This window comes from Paenibacillus sp. lzh-N1 (assembly GCF_002872435.1).
GTDB lineage: Bacteria > Bacillota > Bacilli > Paenibacillales > Paenibacillaceae > Paenibacillus > Paenibacillus polymyxa_C.
The window spans coordinates 158,426-174,888 of the sequence record NZ_CP025696.1 but is presented as its reverse complement, the minus strand read 5'-3'; the positions used below and the strand labels follow the sequence as shown (position 1 = coordinate 174,888).

The window sequence follows — 16,463 nt, the reverse complement described above, 5'->3', positions numbered from 1 at the left end:
AGGAGGAAATGAACATATGAATTCTTCCATGCATGAATTTACGATCATATCCAAGCACAGAATGTACGATCAATACTTGGTTAAGCTGCGGGCATGAAGGTATGGAGGATAGCTTCAAACCTTCAGTGCAGCATTGGATAATACAGGCTATATAAATATGTATGATGTTTACCATGTGGTTGAGCATACGGCTTATCATCTCGGGCAGATCATAGATCGAGTTCAGAGACTGGCAGGCCACCGTTTTCAATTTGTACAGACTGGGTTGAATGAAAAAGCATTGCATGCAATAGTGAATCAATCCCTGCCTAATACACAAGATTAACAAAAGCAATAGCCAGATAACTGTATAAAATGTAGTTCCAAAATCACAAAAACCTCTGTCACAGATATGTTTTTATTTCTTGATTGATATTGATAATTATTATCACTTATAATAGAAGCAGACATATTAAGTTATGATAGGGAGAGTTGCAGAGTGACAGAGTCCTTGGAATTATATGATGTAACGATCATCGGCGGCGGTCCTGCCGGTATGTATACCGCGTTTTACAGTGGAATGAGAGATATGAAAACCAAGCTGATCGAAGCCAAGCATGAGCTAGGCGGGCGGATGCGCATATACCCTGAGAAGATGATATGGGATGTTGGAGGCGTTACCCCGATTTTATGTGAAAAGCTGATCGACCAGCTGGAGCAGCAGGCACGGACGTTCGAGCCTACCATTGTATTGGGGCAACAGATTACGGGTTTGGATCGGCAAGAAGATGGTACGTTCCTGCTGACTTCTGCCACAGGGGAACAGCATTGGACGCGTACGATCGTTCTGGCCGTAGGCTATGGTATTCTCAAAATGGCTAAACTGGAGATTGAAGGCGCTGACCGTTACGAGGTTACAAATCTGCATTATACCGTACAAGAGCTGGAGCCGTTCCGGGACAAACATGTTCTGATTTCCGGTGGAGGCAACTCGGCGGTAGATTGGGCGAATGAGCTGGAATCTATTGCGGCGAGTGTGACAGTTGTACATCGTCGGGATCATTTTGGCGGACATGAGAAAAATGTAGCCCGTATGAAATCCTCTTCGGTTCGTGTTCTCACACCTTACGCGGTAGGTCAGTTACATAGCAACAACGGAGAGACGATTGAGCAGGTGACGATCAATCATGTAGATACGGGCGAAACAGAGATGCTGAATGTTGATGCAGTTATCGTAAATCATGGTCTAAAATCCGATTTCGGTCCTCTGCGAGATTGGGGACTGGATATGGGAGAGTGGCATGCCCGCGTGAGCGACAAGCTGGAAACGAATCTACCGGGGATTTTTGCTGCAGGCGATTTTGTCGAGTACGGAAGCAAGCTGTATCTGATTGCAGGTACGTTCACAGACGCCGCCCTTGCCCTCAACAGCGCCAAGCTGTACATTGATCCGACAGCTGACAAAGCGGCATATGTATCTTCTCATAACAGCCGATTCAAGGAAAAAAACCGCGAGCTTGGTGTCTTGGAGTAAGATAAGGGAATCAGTGTTTAATAAAGAACTTCCGTTAACTACAGCTGATGTGGTTGAGGAGGTTCTTTTTTTGCATAGTTAAGGACTTCTCGACCTAATGTTGGATGCCTCACACATATAGAATAAAATGAAGAAAGCCTGTCTTTTTCGGGACTTAAATAGTAGATTTGGAGTAGAAAAGATTAGGAGTGTGAAAAAATGAGCTTACGAGAGGTGTTTGAGCGTCTAGCGATTTATCTGCCTGACGATACGCTGGAAGCTTTACTGATCCATAGTAAGAAGCAGAAAGGGCAGAAGGTTCAGCTACGATTACTGAGTGAACAGGAGCTTGCTGAGAGTACTGAGTGGATGGCGCAGATCGAGGTGTTCAAACATATCATCCCTCTATGGACGGATGATCATTCTAATTATGTAGGCCTGTATGTAGAAGGACCGTTGGCATATAAATTATGTTATATAAATCACGAGGAAACAGATTTGTCACCGATATACCGAAGTGCGGCTTCGTTGATTGCAGAGTTGGAGCAAAACCCGGAGCTCGATTGGGAACAGCTGCATAAGGATTACCCATCTGACGAGGACATAAGCACCGAACAACTAGCAGAAGATATTCGCTGTATGCATGAATTACAGGCTATACTGGAAAAGGATTCATCTATGGAGGATGACGTGAGGTGTCAGCTTCTTTACAGCTTAATGGCGATTACACCTGTCAGTGAGGTGGATTCATTGCTTTCCTATGTGGATGATGAAGATATGTATGTACAGGAACGGGCATGTATTCTTTTGGGATATCATGGGTATGAACCAGCGACCGAAATATTAAAAGAAGTAGTGAAGCATGGAAGCCCAAATGGGAAGCTGGCAGCCTGTAAGGCGCTCTCGATGATTCGCGCTAAGCAAATGGACAAGCATATAAAAAAATAAACCAACCTCTCACATAGTAAATATGGACGGGATTGAAAGGTGACTTATGAACAGACGAACAGAGCAACAGAAAGCGATAAGGGTAGATATCATTCAAAAGGCAGAGCCGTATGTACAGCAACAGTTGGAGCATGACCACAGTGGTCACGATTGGTGGCATATTGACCGGGTGAGGAAGCTGTCCATTGAACTCGCTGCAAAAGAAGGTGCAGATCCGTTCGTGTGTGAACTGGCAGCACTGTTGCATGATGTAGCGGATGAAAAATTGAATGATTCCAAACAAGCGGGGCTGGATAAAGTTGAGCAGTGGCTGCATCTGCATGTAAACGATCCGGACGTGATCACACACGTAATGACCATTATTGCTACAATGTCCTACAATGGTGGACAAAACCCGCCTATGGAAACGCTGGAAGGTCAGGTTGTACAGGATGCAGATCGGTTGGATGCCCTGGGAGCGATTGGGATTGCAAGAACCTTTATGTATGCAGGCTCAAAGGGCAGTATCATGCATGAACCAGGTCAGGACTATTCACAGTATGAATATCGCGCCGCAGGTAAAAGTGCTATTTACCATTTTTACGAAAAGCTGCTCAAGCTCAAGGATTTAATGAACACCACTTATGCCCGAGAGCTAGCGGAGGTCCGGCATCAATGGATGGAGATGTATTTGGAGCAGTTCTATAGAGAATGGAATGTGAATGATATCCAACAGAACAGGGGAGGCTGATGCTTCCTAATTGCAATGATTCCAGGAGAAGTCAGCTCTCTTTTTAATAAATATTAGAAAAAATATTGCAATACACCGATTTCTCTCCTACTATTGATAATAGTTATCAATGATAATGATAATTATTATCTATAAATTCAAGTAGGTAGAGGGGAGTCTTTTAGATCATGAAGAAATTTGCAGTATGGATGTGTACCTTGTTATCGGCAAGTTTGCTGTTGACGGCATGTGGTGAAAAGGTACAGGAGGTGGATAGCTCAGCCCAAAAGAATACCAATGCATCGACACAAACGTCTGTTTCTGACGGAGAAAGTGCCAAGACGATTACATATCTAGATAAGACTTATAAGCTGGCCAAAACGGATCATATTATTATAGCTAGTCTGGAAGCGATGGAAGATGCGGCTGTCCTGGGAGTGAAACCAACTGGGGCGGTTACCTCGGGCGGGAAATTCCCTGAGTTCATGGAGAAAGCAATGGAAGGAGCTACAGACGTTGGTGACCGAATGCAGCCTAGCGCTGAAACGATCCTCAAACTGAAAGCGGATGTAATTCTGGGAAGTTCTAAATTTCGGCCTGCGGTGGCAGATCAGCTAGGTAAGGTCGCTCCAATGATTCCAGTATCCCATATTTCAACGAACTGGGAAGCGAATCTATTAATGTTGGGAGAACTTACGGGCAAAGAGGCGAAAGCGAAAGAGATCCTGAATAAGTACAAGCAAGATACGGAAGCGGCCCAACAGAAGCTAAAGCCAATATGGGAAAATAAAAAGGTACTCATGGTAAGGATTCGTACAGGCAATTTGTATGTATATCCTGCAGATGTATATTTCAATCCTTCCCTGTATGCTGATCTAGGAGCTAAAGTACCGGAAGAGTTAAATACAGTTAAAGCACAAGAGGCGGTTTCTCTGGAGAAATTGGCTGATATGAACCCGGATTATCTGTTCGTGCAATTCTCTGAAGGAGAGAACAAGGATCAGCCGCAGGCGTTGGCAGATTTGGAGAAGAATCCGATTTGGAGCAGCATCAATGCCGTTAAGAATGGGAAAACCTTCGTCAATATTGTAGATCCCAATGCTCAAGGTGGTACTTCATGGAGCAAACTTGCCTTTTTGGAAGCGGTTATGAACCGACTTTCGCAGTAAAGGTAGGAACATGGGAAAAAAGTTGATCTCTCCTTATGTTGTAATCTTCGTCTCTCCCTTATTTATCGTATTAACGCTACTGCTGTCTGTGATGTATGGAGCCAAAACGATAGAATGGGGGACGGTAACTGCTAGCTTTTTTCATTTTGATGCTGGGAATGTGGATCATCAGGTCGTTTTAAACTCGCGTCTGTCCAGAGCGGTCGGCTCTATATTAATCGGTGCTTTTCTTGCGATTTCAGGAGCCATTATGCAAGGAATGACGCGGAACTTCTTGGCTTCACCCTCAATTATGGGGGTGTCGGATGGGGCGGCGTTTGTGATCACCTTAATGATGATCCTTGCACCGAACTCCACTTCGATGGGCCTGATTGGAAGTTCTTTTGTGGGATCGGCTCTGGGGGTGGCTATTGTATTCGGTTTAGCCTGGATGATTCCCGGCGGCCTTGCTCCGGTTCGTATGACCATTTTGGGAACGATCATCGGCACGTTTTTAAGCAGCCTGTCGGCCGTTCTTTCCATTTATTTTAATGTATCGCAAAATGTAAGCTTTTGGTTTAACGCTCGTCTGCATCAGATGGACCCCGGGATGATTCAATTGGCAATTCCCTTTGCGCTTGTGGCAATTGTAGGAGCAATGCTGCTGGCCAAGCCAATAACACTACTGTCTTTGGGCGACGACGTGGCCACAGGTCTGGGACAGCGGGCATTACCAGTCAAGCTGGGGGCGATGCTCTGTGTAGCATTGCTGACAGGTGTTTCTGTTGCGCTGGCAGGGAAAATTGCTTTTGTTGGCTTGTTGATTCCGCACATTACCCGATATTTAATCGGGGTAGATTACCGTTGGGTCATTCCATGCTCTGGTTTGATCGGTGGTGTTTTTTTGGGCATGTCTGATGTGTTGAGCCGTTTTCTTAATTATCCGTTTGAAACGCCTATTGGAGTGGTTACCTCGGTCATTGGCATCCCTTTCTTTCTGTACTTAATACGTAGAAAAGGAGGGGGAGAGCATGCGTGAAATCAGTGTGAAACGGCTGTGGTTCGTACTTTCAGGCGGGGCTGCGCTTATTTTAGTAGCCTCCTATGTTAGTCTGACCCATGGAGAGTTCGACATGACCCTTCAGGAAGTAATTCAGACCTTGCTCCGTATCCACCCTACTCCGCAGCTGGATTTGGTGATTTTTGATTTTCGGCTACCGCGTATTGTGATTGCGGCCTTGGTCGGCTTAGGTCTGGGGATAGCTGGGGCGGCGGTACAGGGAGTTACACGGAATGGTTTAGCCGATCCCGGCATTTTAGGCATTAACGCAGGGGCAGGGGCAGCAATCGTCATATTTATGTTCTTTTACCAGGGACAGATGGAGACGACAGGCTGGACTGCGGCGCTGGCTATGCCCTTTTTCGGCTTGATTGGAGGCTTGGTAGCTGCGCTGCTGATCTATTTATTTGCTTGGAAAGCAGGACGTCTGGATTCGCAGCGACTGCTACTTGTAGGTATCGCGATTGGCTCTGGCTTCGGTTCCTTAAGCTTATATCTGTCGCTGAAAATGAAAGCCTCGGATTTCGAGATGGCGACAGTATGGATGTCGGGCAGTATTTGGAGTGCTGATTGGAAGCTGGTTGCTGCCGTAATTCCATGGCTTGTCATATTAATTCCTGTTATTTGGTTGAAATCGTATGTGCTGGATCTATTTCAATTGCATGAACATACAGCTAAAAGTCTCGGGGTTGCGACCGAAAAGGAAAAATCTATTCTTCTGTTGTCCAGCATTGGACTGGTGAGTGCCTGTGTGTCTGTTTCGGGAGGAATAGGCTTTGTAGGATTATTGTCTCCTCATATCGCCAGAAGGCTGGTTGGCCTTCATCATCGTTTTGTGATTCCTGTATGCGGTATGATCGGTATGGTACTGGTGCTATTATCTGATTTTATTGCCAAAACGGTAGTTGCGCCTGCGGAAATTCCCGTTGGACTGATTATTGCGGTGATCGGGGTCCCTTATTTTGTAGTCTTGCTTATGAAAAAAACGGCCTGATTTCATTAGAATTCAGGTTCTACAGGAGGTTATTCTCATTAATAACGTATTTACGCAAGCTAATCATTCCAGCGATGCTCACGGAGCCGTATGCGTTCCTCGTAGTCAGCATCGAGTGATGCACTCGCAGGCTGAAAACCGTGAGTATCATATTTATATTGCCATCCCTGCCGAGGAACCTCCTGTATCTGGTTATCCTATTATTTATGTGCTGGATGCCAATTCTATTTTTGGAACCATGGTTGAAGCAGTGCGCGTTCAGGGTAGACGGCCCGACAAAACGGGGGTTGTTCCAGCTATCATTGTAGGAATAGGCTATCCAACAGAGGCTCCATTTCATCCTTCACGATATTACGATCTTACATTACCGGGGGCGGCTGTAGAGCTTCCCATAAAGCCAAACGAAGATGCAGCTATAGAAAGCGGGGGCGCCGAGCATTTCTTGTCATTTATTGAAGATGAGCTTAAGCCTATGATTGAGCGTGATTTTCCTATCGACCGCAACCGACAGACGATCTTCGGGCATTCGCTTGGAGGACTGTTCGTATTACATACCCTGTTTACAAGACCAGACTCTTTTCAGGTGTATGTGGCGGGAAGTCCGTCTATACACTGGGGTGGACAAGCTATTAAGGATGAAGAGAAACAGTTTGTAGCTTCTATAGCTCAGAAGCATTGGACTAAAAAGCTGTTGATTGCTGTAGGGGAGTTAGAGGCTGGGCATTTTAGTGGCATGCAGGAAAAAGCCAGGGACTTAGCTGCACGTCTAACGACTAGGGACAATCTAGGACTACACGTAGAGTACCGGGAATTTGCAGACGAAGGTCATATATCCGTGCTGCCGGTCTTGGTTAGCAGAGCGGTTCGTTTTGCTAGTGATTCTATTTAAATATGTAGATAGGTATACATTTTTGAAAGTGTTTTTATTAAAAAAATGCAAGAAATCTGAGGCTGTTTCCCCAACCGAGCATATCGGAGAGGGAGCAGCCTTTATTTTTTTGTAAATGTCATATTGATATTATTGTTTAGTTGTGTTATTTTATTGTTAATAACAAATTAATAATAACAATTAATAATTAACAAGATGATGGATACGATAAAGAAAGCGAGGAAGCGACGATGTTTGGATTTAATTTTATTAAATTTCAACCCAGTGAATATGTCATGAAGGTGAAGAACGGGAAGGTGGTTCGAGAGGGTGTCGGGTTATCCTTTTATTACTACGCCCCGACCACCTCGGTCGTCGTCGTGCCGGTCTCTTCCATTGATGTACCGTTCATGTTTGAAGATATGACGAATGATTTCCAGGCAGTGACAGTGCAGGGACAACTGACTTATCGGATTGTGGATTACCGCAGAACGACGCAGATTTTAAACTATACGTATGATTTGAAGGAACGGCGCTACATTTCAGACGATCCAAGCAAGCTGGCCCAACGGGTGATTAACATTGCCAAGGTGCTTACCAAAAAGTATTTGGAACGTGTCCCACTCAAAGAAGCGGTTCAGTCCAGTGAACGTCTGGCCCAAAACATGACGAAGGATATTACTCAGTATACAGAAATGGAGAAACTGGGCATTGAGGTCATGGGGCTGTCCATTTTGGCGATTTTACCCAATAAGGAGACGATGAGAGCACTGGAAGCGCAGGCGAGAGAGGAAATTCTTCGTAATGCGGATCACGCTTTGTATGAGCGTCGTAACGCATCCATTGAGCAGGAGCGCCGTGTAAAGGAAAATGAGCTGAATACGGAAATTGCAGTGGAGACGAAAAAAAGGCAGATCCGCGAAACCCAACTGGATGCCGAGCGTTCCGTAAAGCAAAAGCAAAGTGAGATGAAGGAGGAGCAATTGCGGTTCGACACGGCCTTGGAAGAGAAAAAACGCGAACTGATTGAGCTGACCGTAACGAATAAAAAGGCGGAAGCCGATGCCAAGGCCTATGAGCTGACAGCGGTGATGAAATCGTTGCAGGATGTCGAGCCCAACGTGCTTCAAGCTATGGCCAACATGGATATGAGCCCGGATAAGCTGATCGCGATCGCATTTCAGGAGCTCGCAGAAAATGCAGGGAAAATCGGTCAGTTGAATATTACACCGGATCTGCTACAAGGTCTCATGTCAGATATGGGAACAAACGGATCAGCAGGATCGAGAGGATCTGGAGGAAGAGCACGATGAACAACCGAATGACAGAGCAGAAGATTATTTTGGTGAAGCGTAAAACGCGACTGGAGGAACTGATTGTCCGATACAATACGGTGCAGCAGGCTCGCTTCTTTATGGAACGGCTTGGTGCGGATTTCAGTGATTATGTGCTGGAGGATGAAAATTACCGCAGGGCGGTGGCAACGGCAACGTCCGAGTTGTCGGCCTTGGGCCGTGTGCAGATTGTGGAACGGGAGCATGTGCCGAACTTTATTTTTGGTGAACAGGATACGGTGGTGGTACTGGGTCAGGATGGGCTGGTAGCCAACACGTTAAAATATTTGACCGAGCAGCCGCTAATCGGCGTGAATCCAGATCCATTGCGCTGGGACGGGGTATTGCTGCCATTTACTGTATCTGATCTGCGCTGGGTGGTGCCGGATGTGTTCGTGAACAGACGGCCGATTAAAGAGGTTACGTTGGCTAAGGCCCAACTGAATGATGGCCAATCCTTATATGCCGTGAACGATTTGTTCATTGGGCGCAAAACTCATGTTTCTGCGAGATATGAGTTGAGATTGGAGGATCAGGTAGAGCAGCAATCGTCCAGCGGTATTATCGTTTCCACGGGACTGGGGGCGACAGGCTGGCTGACCAGTGTGCTGGCTGGAGCGGCCGGTATTGTCGGCAGTGCTACACGGCATCCGGTCTCGCTGACTCCAGATCACCTGGTGTCAGGTGCTGCTTTTAGTCAGGAGGGGACAGTAGAAGGAATGGGACAGGATCATCGTGCAACCTGGAGCTCGCCATCGCTTTATTTTACGGTGAGAGAACCGTTTCCCAGTCGGACGACTGCTGCGGAGCTGGTGTTTGGACAGGTGGCAGTTGAAAGACCGCTGCGCATTGCTTCGCAGATGCCGGAGAATGGAGTTATTTTTAGTGATGGAGTGGAAAGCGACTTTCTGGAGTTTAATGCTGGCATTGAGGCGACCATTGGACCGGCGGAGAAAAAAGGGCATCTGGTCGTGTAGAGGTTTGTACAGGACGGCAATGGGTAATTATGAGTAAGGTACAACCATCAGATGAAATTAAAAAGGAGGAATCAACATGAGCGACCACACTCAAGACGAAGCGAAAATCCGCAACAAGAAGAACGAGGACGGAGATTCCTTGATGGAGAAAACGAAGTTGGACAACGGCGTGGATATCGAGCCTGAGGCTGATGAATGGATTGCGAAGCCCTCACCCGTATCATACGATGATACGAAATCCTCTTCGCAGAAATAAGACTCTTGCGTCTCAATAGAGCAGTGATGCAAAGACAGATGATCCTTAACCGGGTCATCTGTCTTTTTTTACATATATTAATTGAATCTGGAATATACCTTCCATACTAGCTCACGACGGCTGCTTACCTCTGTTTTCAAGAAAATCGCTTTCAGATGATCCTGCACCGTGTAGGCCGTAATATGAAGTGCACTTGCCAGTTCCTTAGTAGAAAAGCCTTGGACAATGAGCCGTACAAGCTGTCTCTCTCGTTCAGTCCATGAGTAGATTTCAGCCATAAGCGGCAACATGTCAGTTGCTTTAGCAGGCTCAAACCATACGGCCAACTGCTTCTCGCCCATATGCTCGCGTCCGCCTTGCAGGAGAGTGGCTCTGATCGTGACCCAAGGGGTTTCAGCATCAGCGGAAGGGATACATAGTCTGGCTGGTGCAGTAGAAGTGGATAGCGCTCGCAAGCTTACCGCCCGGACAGAGGCTGGCAGCTCGCCATCATGGATTCCCTCTTGCTGCCGAAGCAGCTTTAGCCACTGTTCTGCTACTATATTGGACGAGAGGGGGGTTAGTTGAGTGGAAAGCGTCAGAACCCCTGGCTCCAGTTCATGTTCCATAATCATTGCGGGGACTGGAGATACACTGACACTAGTTTGACGCAGATGGTAGGCTATGGACGGCGCTAATGCTTCAAGCAGTTGTTGCTCTTCCGTGCTGAATACAGGCTTTCCATGGTGGCGGAACAACGTAAGAAATCCCCAGCAGCTTCCTTTGTACATAAATGGAACACGCAGCTCATCTCCGAATCCGGCGGGTTGCAAAACATTTCTAAAACGTGTGCTGCGATCCGGTTGGCCTTGTGTAGACCCATGAAGCGTCGCGATGGACTGCCCCTCTCGCACCAATTGATCGTATTTCATGATATCGTCGTGCAGATATTCGTATTCTAGTAGTTTGCTGTGAATGCCCTCTACACCCGACTCCGTAAATGCCCCCGTGGAAAGCAGCGTTCGCGGATCTACTGAGGTACAGCACGCCGCATCAAAAGAAATCTGAGTACGCAAGCGGTCGATTAGCGTGTGCTTGTAGGTGGGGGATGAGGGTGACTTACTTCCCATTTCCATGATTGGTTGTCGATTCTTCTTAAGCTGTGCAAATGGTGTATTATGTGCGTTCATCCTTTACTCCTATCGTGAAAGCTGGAGATTCTCAAAGCGCGATTATTAAATCCCACATTTGTGGGATGGTGGATATTCGTATTGTCTATATAATTGAGAATGATTCTTAATTAAATCTACAATAAACGAATGGCCGTTGAAGATCAAGGCTAAATGTTTGGAGGAGAGCACATATGAAGCAACCCCATATTGGAAATACGGACTCAAATCAACCTATGAGCTGGAATCATCCGAATGTGCATAAATACGCGGATACGATTGCTTTAAAAATACCTGGATATACCCATCTGTATGAGATGACAGATTGTTTGATAACCGCACAGCTTGAAGCGCAGGCTCATAACAAAAATATTGATCCGAATGTGCTGATTGTCGGATCTGGGGGCGGTCAGGAACTGATTACGCTCGGAGGGCGGCATGAGGCATGGTCCTTTAGGGCAGTTGATCCCTCTGAGCACATGCTGGATTTGGCACGTCAACGTGTGACACAAGCGGGCATCGGTTCAAAAATATCATTTGTTACAGGTACGTTGGAAGAGTTGTCTGGAAAATCACCTAAAGAACAGTACGAAAAGCGCAGCGAAGAGTCATGCAGAGAACCGGTCTATGACGCTGCTACCTGCCTGCTGGTGCTTCATTTTCTTCAGAGCTTGGAAAATAAACAGGCATTGCTGCGCCGGATATCCGGTCGACTCAAGCCGGGTGCGCCTTTTTGCCTAGCTTCTATTAATGGGAATCCGCAGGATCCTTCTTTTTCCATCCAAATGCAGGCGTGGAAAGGCCATATGCTGAGTCAGGGCATTTCACTGGAGGATTGGGAACGATTCGCTGCTTCTATCGGTCGTGAGTCAAACCCGGTGTCCAATGCGGCAATTCAGGAACTGTTGATAGATGCAGGCTTTACTCGCATTACCCGGTATTATGGTGCTTTTTTAGTGAATGCATGGTTTGCGGTTAAAGAGGGAGAGACGGCTTATGACAAAGGATAATATCATCATCATTGGCGGGTATGGGCATGTTGGGAAAATTGTATGCACAGAGTTAAGTGAAATGTTCCCTGGCAAGGTATTTGCCGCAGGCCGTAGTCTGGAACGTGCCACTGCATTCAGCCAACAATCGAATGGCAAGATACGACCTTTGCAGCTTGATATTCATGAACCCATAGACCCGTCGATATTAGAGCAAGCTAAAATGATTATTATGTGTCTGGATCAGGACAATACAACCTTGGTACGCACCTGTCTTCAGCATGGCGTGCATTACATGGATATTACTGCGAATGCGGCCTTTTTGAGTCAGGTGGAGCAGTGTCATCAGGAGGCCCGAGCTTATCAGGTCACTGCATTGTTAAGTGTAGGATTAGCTCCAGGGCTAACCAATCTATTGGCTCTGCAAGCGACACAGCTCATGGATCAGACGGATGAATTGAACATATCTTTGATGCTGGGCTTGGGTGATCAACACGGTCAGGCTGCGATTGAGTGGACTGTAGATCAGATTCATACCGACTTGGAGGTGATAGAACAGGGACGTCCAGTGACTCGAAGAAGCTTTACCGACGGCATAGTAGCAGACTTTGGTGTAGGAGTGGGTCGTCATCGGGCGTATCGGTTTCCCTTTTCGGATCAGCAGACACTTCCACGTACGCTCAATATTCCTACAGTCAGCACACGCCTGTGCTTCGATTCGCGCTTGACCACCCGTCTTTTGGCAGGGCTCCGGACGATAGGAATATTAGGTCTGCTCCGACAGCCAACTGTTCGTGATGCAGTAGTTCGCAGCTTTGGCAAAGTGCATCTAGGAGGAAATGCTGTAGCGGTCAAGGTAGACGCCCAAGGAACTCGCAATGGCAAGGAGACGAGGGTTGAATGCAGGCTAAGGGGACATCATCAGTCTGATTTGACTGCTAAAGCCGCCGTTTTTGCGGCGCTTGCCCTGTATCGTTCAGAACTTCCATATGGTGTTTTTCACATGGAGCAGGTTTTTTCGTGGAATCGCATGCGGGCTTGGCTGGGACAGCAGGTAGACGTAGATATTCAGATGAACGGACAGCAAGTATAAAAGTCATATATCTGAAAAAAGGACTCTCATATCATCCAAGCTTATTCGGCAATGCCTTGCGGATAGGTCTTGGATTTCTTTTCCTATTGGATTACACTAGAAGGAAGTACATATTTCTGGGAAAGACCAGAGGGGATGATATGAAATGTGGAATCCCTATGAACATAGTAGGCAGCATCCGCACGATTTTATAGTAAAATATCGATTTTACACACCGGAAGAAGGAGGCAGGAAACAACTGCCTATTCAGGGTTATCGCTGCGATTTTTCCTATGAGGGCGACGATATTACAACAACGGGAATTTATGCAATACATCCTGAGTTTGAAGATGAAGAGGGTCAATTGATCATGGATACCAGGCACCCGGTTCACCGGGAAGGTCAGGCAAGAATGTGGATTTTGTTTGGAGAAATGAGGGAAAAGGTACACCGACACCGGATACATGTAGGAACCAGGGGATATTTTATGGAAGGCCCACGCCGAGTCGGTGAAGTTGAAGTTACAAGTCTGGTAGGCCTCTTGACCAATCCGCTCGACTAAGCTGCTCGAATTCAATCAGAAGGTGCAATCAGACAGCGAATAGAGGTGTTCAATCGAAGATGGATGTCGCTTATATTATCGATCTATTACGTAAAGACGATGTAACCTTAACCCCAGGCTTATCCACCCGGGAGATTACTGAGGTCGAAGACAGGTATGATATTCACTTTCCGCCCGATTTAAGAGAGCTGCTGATGAACGTTCTTCCAATCGGTAAAAGCTTTATTCCTTGGAGAGATACGTCACCACAGCGAATGGGTGTCATTTGGGAAAGGCTGAATTGGCCGCTCGAAGGTATGATTTTTGATGTGGAGCAGAATATATTCTGGCCTTCCGAATGGGGAGAAAGACCAACAGATTTGCAGGAAGCCGTGGACATATGTAAACGTGAGTTTTTGCGCGTGCCCAAGCTGATCCCCATCTATGGTCACCGATATATCCCAGAGCAGCCTTGTGAAGAAGGAAATCCGGTATTTTCAGTGTATCAAACGGATATTATCGTGTATGGAGAAAGTTTGCAGGAATATTTCAAGCAGGAATTTGGAGAGAAGACTTACGAACAGATTGATTTTGAGGCCGTAAAAACAGTTCGCTTTTGGAGTGATTTATGTAGTTGAAGCGTCGAATCGCTAGGAAGTTAAATAAGTCGAGGCAAAGGAAGGAGAACATAAGGTGACGATGGAGCAGGATTTGGAAGAAATCAAAGAAAGGCTAATCCAGATCGAGACAAAACTCGAACAAAAGTCGACTTCTAGCAAAATCCTGAAGTATATGGTCATCATTTTCTTGTCTATTTTTTTCTTGCTTCTTGTGATCGGAGTTCTTCAATTCGTCTCAAGCTGATCGGTATAAATTTACGGACAGAAAGGAGCTCGTTATGTCTATAGAAGCCATTATTTTTGATCTGGATAATACACTGATTCATCGCAAACAGGCATTTGCTGCATATACTGAGCGTTTTATAGAACGATTTATTGTGGCAGAAGAACCAGCCAGCCACGCGGCTGTCGTTGAGCGAATACGTCTGGCGGATCAAGACGGGTATCGAGATAAGAGGGAGCTGTATACCGAGCTGCATGCAGACCTGAAACTGAAAAATCCCGATACGACAGTACAGGAGATGCTGGGCTTTTGGTACGGTGAATTTCATAAGTTTACGGTCCTGATGGACGGAGCCAAGGAAGTGTTGTCCGAGCTGCGGTCTCGGGGCCTGAAGCTTGGCATTATTACCAACGGCTCACTCCGCGCACAACAGGCGAAAATCGACCGAGTGATGCTGAGAGATTACGTGGATTCCATTATCGTATCGGGTGACGTCAACATCGAAAAACCTAATCCTCGTATTTTCGAGTTGGCACTGAAAGAGCTGGACATTGCCGAACCTGGTCATGCCTGTTACGTAGGCGATCATCCGACGAATGATATTCGTGGTGCGCAAAGTGCAGGATTGCATACCATCTGGCTGGAAGGCTTTATGACGTGGAATGAAATGGACATTGTACCGGATCATCAGATTGGGAGTCTACGTGAAATCACTGGCTGGCTGGATCGTCTCAGCTATCCAGCGAATATGGAGGAGGGAGCATCATGAGTAGGGAGCAGCAACCGAATCCCATTCTGTTATCGTTCCCGGAACAATTCCAGACGGAGCGATTGACCATACGCGCTCCACAGTGGGGCGATGGAGTGGCAGTTAATGAAGCGATACGAGAAAGTGTAAATGAGCTGCGACCTTGGCTTCCTTTTGCGAGAAATCTCCCTACGGAGGAGGAATCTGAAATCCGTTCACGCCAAGCCAGACTTAAATTTCTGGATCGGTCTGACATGGTGCTGTATATATTTGATACGGCTTCGGGACAATTTGTAGCTAGCAGCGGTCTGCATCATATTGATTGGGATACACGAAGATTTGAAATTGGGTATTGGCTCAGAACATCCTGGACCGGAAAAGGTATTATAACAGAGGCTGTGCATGGTATTACGGATTTTGCTATACAGCATTTGCATGCTAATCGGCTGGAGATTCGTTGTGATTCCAGAAACACGCGCAGTGCGAAGATAGCGGAACGGACAGGTTTTACACTGGAGGGGATTTTAAGAAACGTCGAGTATGATGAAGAGAGAATCATGGTACACCAAATGGTTTTTGCGAAAGTACGTGGTATTGAATTTTAGCAAGCGATTGTACGATATTGCGGGAGCTTATATGATTCATAATATGACGAAAAATACAGACAAGTTGGTGTGCATACAATGTGACATCAGCTTAAGGTTCAGCAATCTTGCAAGCGCTATCCCAAGAGGATGCTTTACGAAGTTTTATTAGAAGCTTGGCAGGTATTTTCCGGTGTTAGGAAAGGTAATTTAGTATGAGAAAATTTAGTAAGAGCAGCAGTAGGGGAATTAATCAGGAAATAAAGGAAAAGTTCCACTGGAAGGCTCGCGCTGCGTATCTGGTTGCCGTGCTGGTCATGATCTTGTTGGGCTTGGGAAGCAGGGCTTTCTCCACCCAGTTACCTGCATTCGTTGCCAATCACTTTGGGGATGCCTTGTGGGCGTGCATGATTTATTTTGGGCTGAGAATGTTGTGGGTGAACCGTCAGTTGTCTATAGCCCTTTGGGGCAGTATGCTGTTTTGCTTCGCTATTGAATTCAGTCAGATGTACCAGACTCCCTGGATAAACCACATTCGGGCGACCACCCTGGGCGGCCTAGTGCTTGGCAAAGGGTTTCTGACCGTGGATCTGATCAGGTACACGGTTGGTATTGTGGTATCCTGGGTACTGGACCAGGGCTGCCAAAGGCTGGTGAGGATCAATAGACGTATGGACGATGACAAACCACTCAAATAATCTGAGAAGCGAGGGTTGCGCTTGAAACAAAAGGGAAAGCATCACAGGTCGTTC

Annotated in this window: 19 protein-coding genes; 18 read left to right on the top strand and 1 reads right to left on the bottom strand. The window is 46.5% G+C overall.

Annotated elements, in window-relative coordinates:
- Positions 1–478: 478 nt before the first annotated feature.
- The 10 genes from C0638_RS00845 to C0638_RS00800 all read left to right on the top strand — a co-directional run bounded on the left by C0638_RS00845 (position 479) and on the right by C0638_RS00800 (position 9,786).
- Positions 479–1,513 (top strand): NAD(P)/FAD-dependent oxidoreductase, encoded by a 1,035-nt coding sequence (locus C0638_RS00845; protein WP_058711807.1) that lies wholly within the window; start codon positions 479–481, stop codon positions 1,511–1,513.
- A gap of 198 nt (positions 1,514–1,711) precedes the next feature.
- Complete coding sequence (locus tag C0638_RS00840; protein ID WP_102163290.1) at positions 1,712–2,440, top strand: HEAT repeat domain-containing protein; 729 nt, start codon at positions 1,712–1,714, stop codon at positions 2,438–2,440.
- Positions 2,441–2,486: 46 nt separating this feature from the next.
- Entirely contained in the window at positions 2,487–3,170 is a 684-nt protein-coding gene (locus C0638_RS00835) for an HD domain-containing protein (RefSeq protein WP_058711806.1), read from the top strand.
- A gap of 167 nt (positions 3,171–3,337) precedes the next feature.
- Positions 3,338–4,318 (top strand): ABC transporter substrate-binding protein, encoded by a 981-nt coding sequence (locus C0638_RS00830; protein WP_058711805.1) that lies wholly within the window; start codon positions 3,338–3,340, stop codon positions 4,316–4,318.
- 10 nt (positions 4,319–4,328) lie between these two features.
- Entirely contained in the window at positions 4,329–5,336 is a 1,008-nt protein-coding gene (locus C0638_RS00825) for a FecCD family ABC transporter permease (protein ID WP_058711804.1), read from the top strand.
- Positions 5,329–6,351 carry a FecCD family ABC transporter permease gene (locus tag C0638_RS00820; protein WP_058711803.1) on the top strand — a complete coding sequence of 341 codons (1,023 nt, stop codon included), beginning with the start codon at positions 5,329–5,331 and terminating at the stop codon, positions 6,349–6,351. The genes C0638_RS00825 and C0638_RS00820 overlap by 8 nt, the downstream gene beginning before the upstream one ends.
- A gap of 118 nt (positions 6,352–6,469) precedes the next feature.
- Positions 6,470–7,240 carry an alpha/beta hydrolase gene (locus tag C0638_RS00815; RefSeq protein WP_058711802.1) on the top strand — a complete coding sequence of 257 codons (771 nt, stop codon included), beginning with the start codon at positions 6,470–6,472 and terminating at the stop codon, positions 7,238–7,240.
- A gap of 230 nt (positions 7,241–7,470) precedes the next feature.
- Positions 7,471–8,532: an SPFH domain-containing protein gene (locus C0638_RS00810; RefSeq protein ID WP_058712475.1), complete on the top strand. Its 1,062-nt coding sequence runs from the start codon at positions 7,471–7,473 to the stop codon at positions 8,530–8,532.
- Complete coding sequence (locus C0638_RS00805) at positions 8,529–9,530, top strand: NAD(+)/NADH kinase (protein ID WP_013370038.1); 1,002 nt, start codon at positions 8,529–8,531, stop codon at positions 9,528–9,530. The genes C0638_RS00810 and C0638_RS00805 overlap by 4 nt, the downstream gene beginning before the upstream one ends.
- Before the next feature lie 76 nt (positions 9,531–9,606).
- Positions 9,607–9,786: a hypothetical protein gene (locus tag C0638_RS00800; RefSeq protein WP_013370039.1), complete on the top strand. Its 180-nt coding sequence runs from the start codon at positions 9,607–9,609 to the stop codon at positions 9,784–9,786.
- Between the two features lie 77 nt (positions 9,787–9,863).
- On the opposite strand, the gene C0638_RS00795 is transcribed toward C0638_RS00800, so the two are convergent.
- A complete protein-coding gene (locus C0638_RS00795; RefSeq protein ID WP_058712474.1) occupies positions 9,864–10,955 on the bottom strand; it encodes a LuxR C-terminal-related transcriptional regulator in 1,092 nt (363 codons plus the stop codon).
- A gap of 173 nt (positions 10,956–11,128) precedes the next feature.
- Here C0638_RS00795 and C0638_RS00790 point away from each other — a divergent pair, with 173 nt between their 5' ends.
- The 8 genes from C0638_RS00790 to C0638_RS00760 all read left to right on the top strand — a co-directional run bounded on the left by C0638_RS00790 (position 11,129) and on the right by C0638_RS00760 (position 16,409).
- Positions 11,129–11,944: a class I SAM-dependent methyltransferase gene (locus C0638_RS00790; RefSeq protein ID WP_058712473.1), complete on the top strand. Its 816-nt coding sequence runs from the start codon at positions 11,129–11,131 to the stop codon at positions 11,942–11,944.
- Complete coding sequence (locus C0638_RS00785; RefSeq protein ID WP_058712472.1) at positions 11,931–13,016, top strand: saccharopine dehydrogenase family protein; 1,086 nt, start codon at positions 11,931–11,933, stop codon at positions 13,014–13,016. The genes C0638_RS00790 and C0638_RS00785 overlap by 14 nt, the downstream gene beginning before the upstream one ends.
- A 145-nt stretch (positions 13,017–13,161) precedes the next feature.
- Positions 13,162–13,557, top strand: coding sequence for a hypothetical protein (locus tag C0638_RS00780; RefSeq protein ID WP_045243994.1), 396 nt, complete (start codon positions 13,162–13,164; stop codon positions 13,555–13,557).
- A 59-nt stretch (positions 13,558–13,616) separates the two neighbouring features.
- Complete coding sequence (locus tag C0638_RS00775; protein ID WP_058712471.1) at positions 13,617–14,174, top strand: SMI1/KNR4 family protein; 558 nt, start codon at positions 13,617–13,619, stop codon at positions 14,172–14,174.
- Between the two features lie 55 nt (positions 14,175–14,229).
- On the top strand, positions 14,230–14,400 hold the full coding sequence (locus C0638_RS25265) for a hypothetical protein (protein WP_167346995.1): 171 nt from the start codon (positions 14,230–14,232) through the stop codon (positions 14,398–14,400).
- A 34-nt stretch (positions 14,401–14,434) separates the two neighbouring features.
- The gene (locus C0638_RS00770; protein WP_058712470.1) at positions 14,435–15,148 is read left to right on the top strand and encodes an HAD family hydrolase; all 714 of its coding nucleotides are present in this window, start codon (positions 14,435–14,437) and stop codon (positions 15,146–15,148) included.
- Complete coding sequence (locus tag C0638_RS00765; RefSeq protein ID WP_058712469.1) at positions 15,145–15,732, top strand: GNAT family N-acetyltransferase; 588 nt, start codon at positions 15,145–15,147, stop codon at positions 15,730–15,732. The genes C0638_RS00770 and C0638_RS00765 overlap by 4 nt, the downstream gene beginning before the upstream one ends.
- A 194-nt stretch (positions 15,733–15,926) precedes the next feature.
- The gene (locus tag C0638_RS00760; protein ID WP_058712468.1) at positions 15,927–16,409 is read left to right on the top strand and encodes a ribosomal maturation YjgA family protein; all 483 of its coding nucleotides are present in this window, start codon (positions 15,927–15,929) and stop codon (positions 16,407–16,409) included.
- Positions 16,410–16,463: the final 54 nt, after the last annotated feature.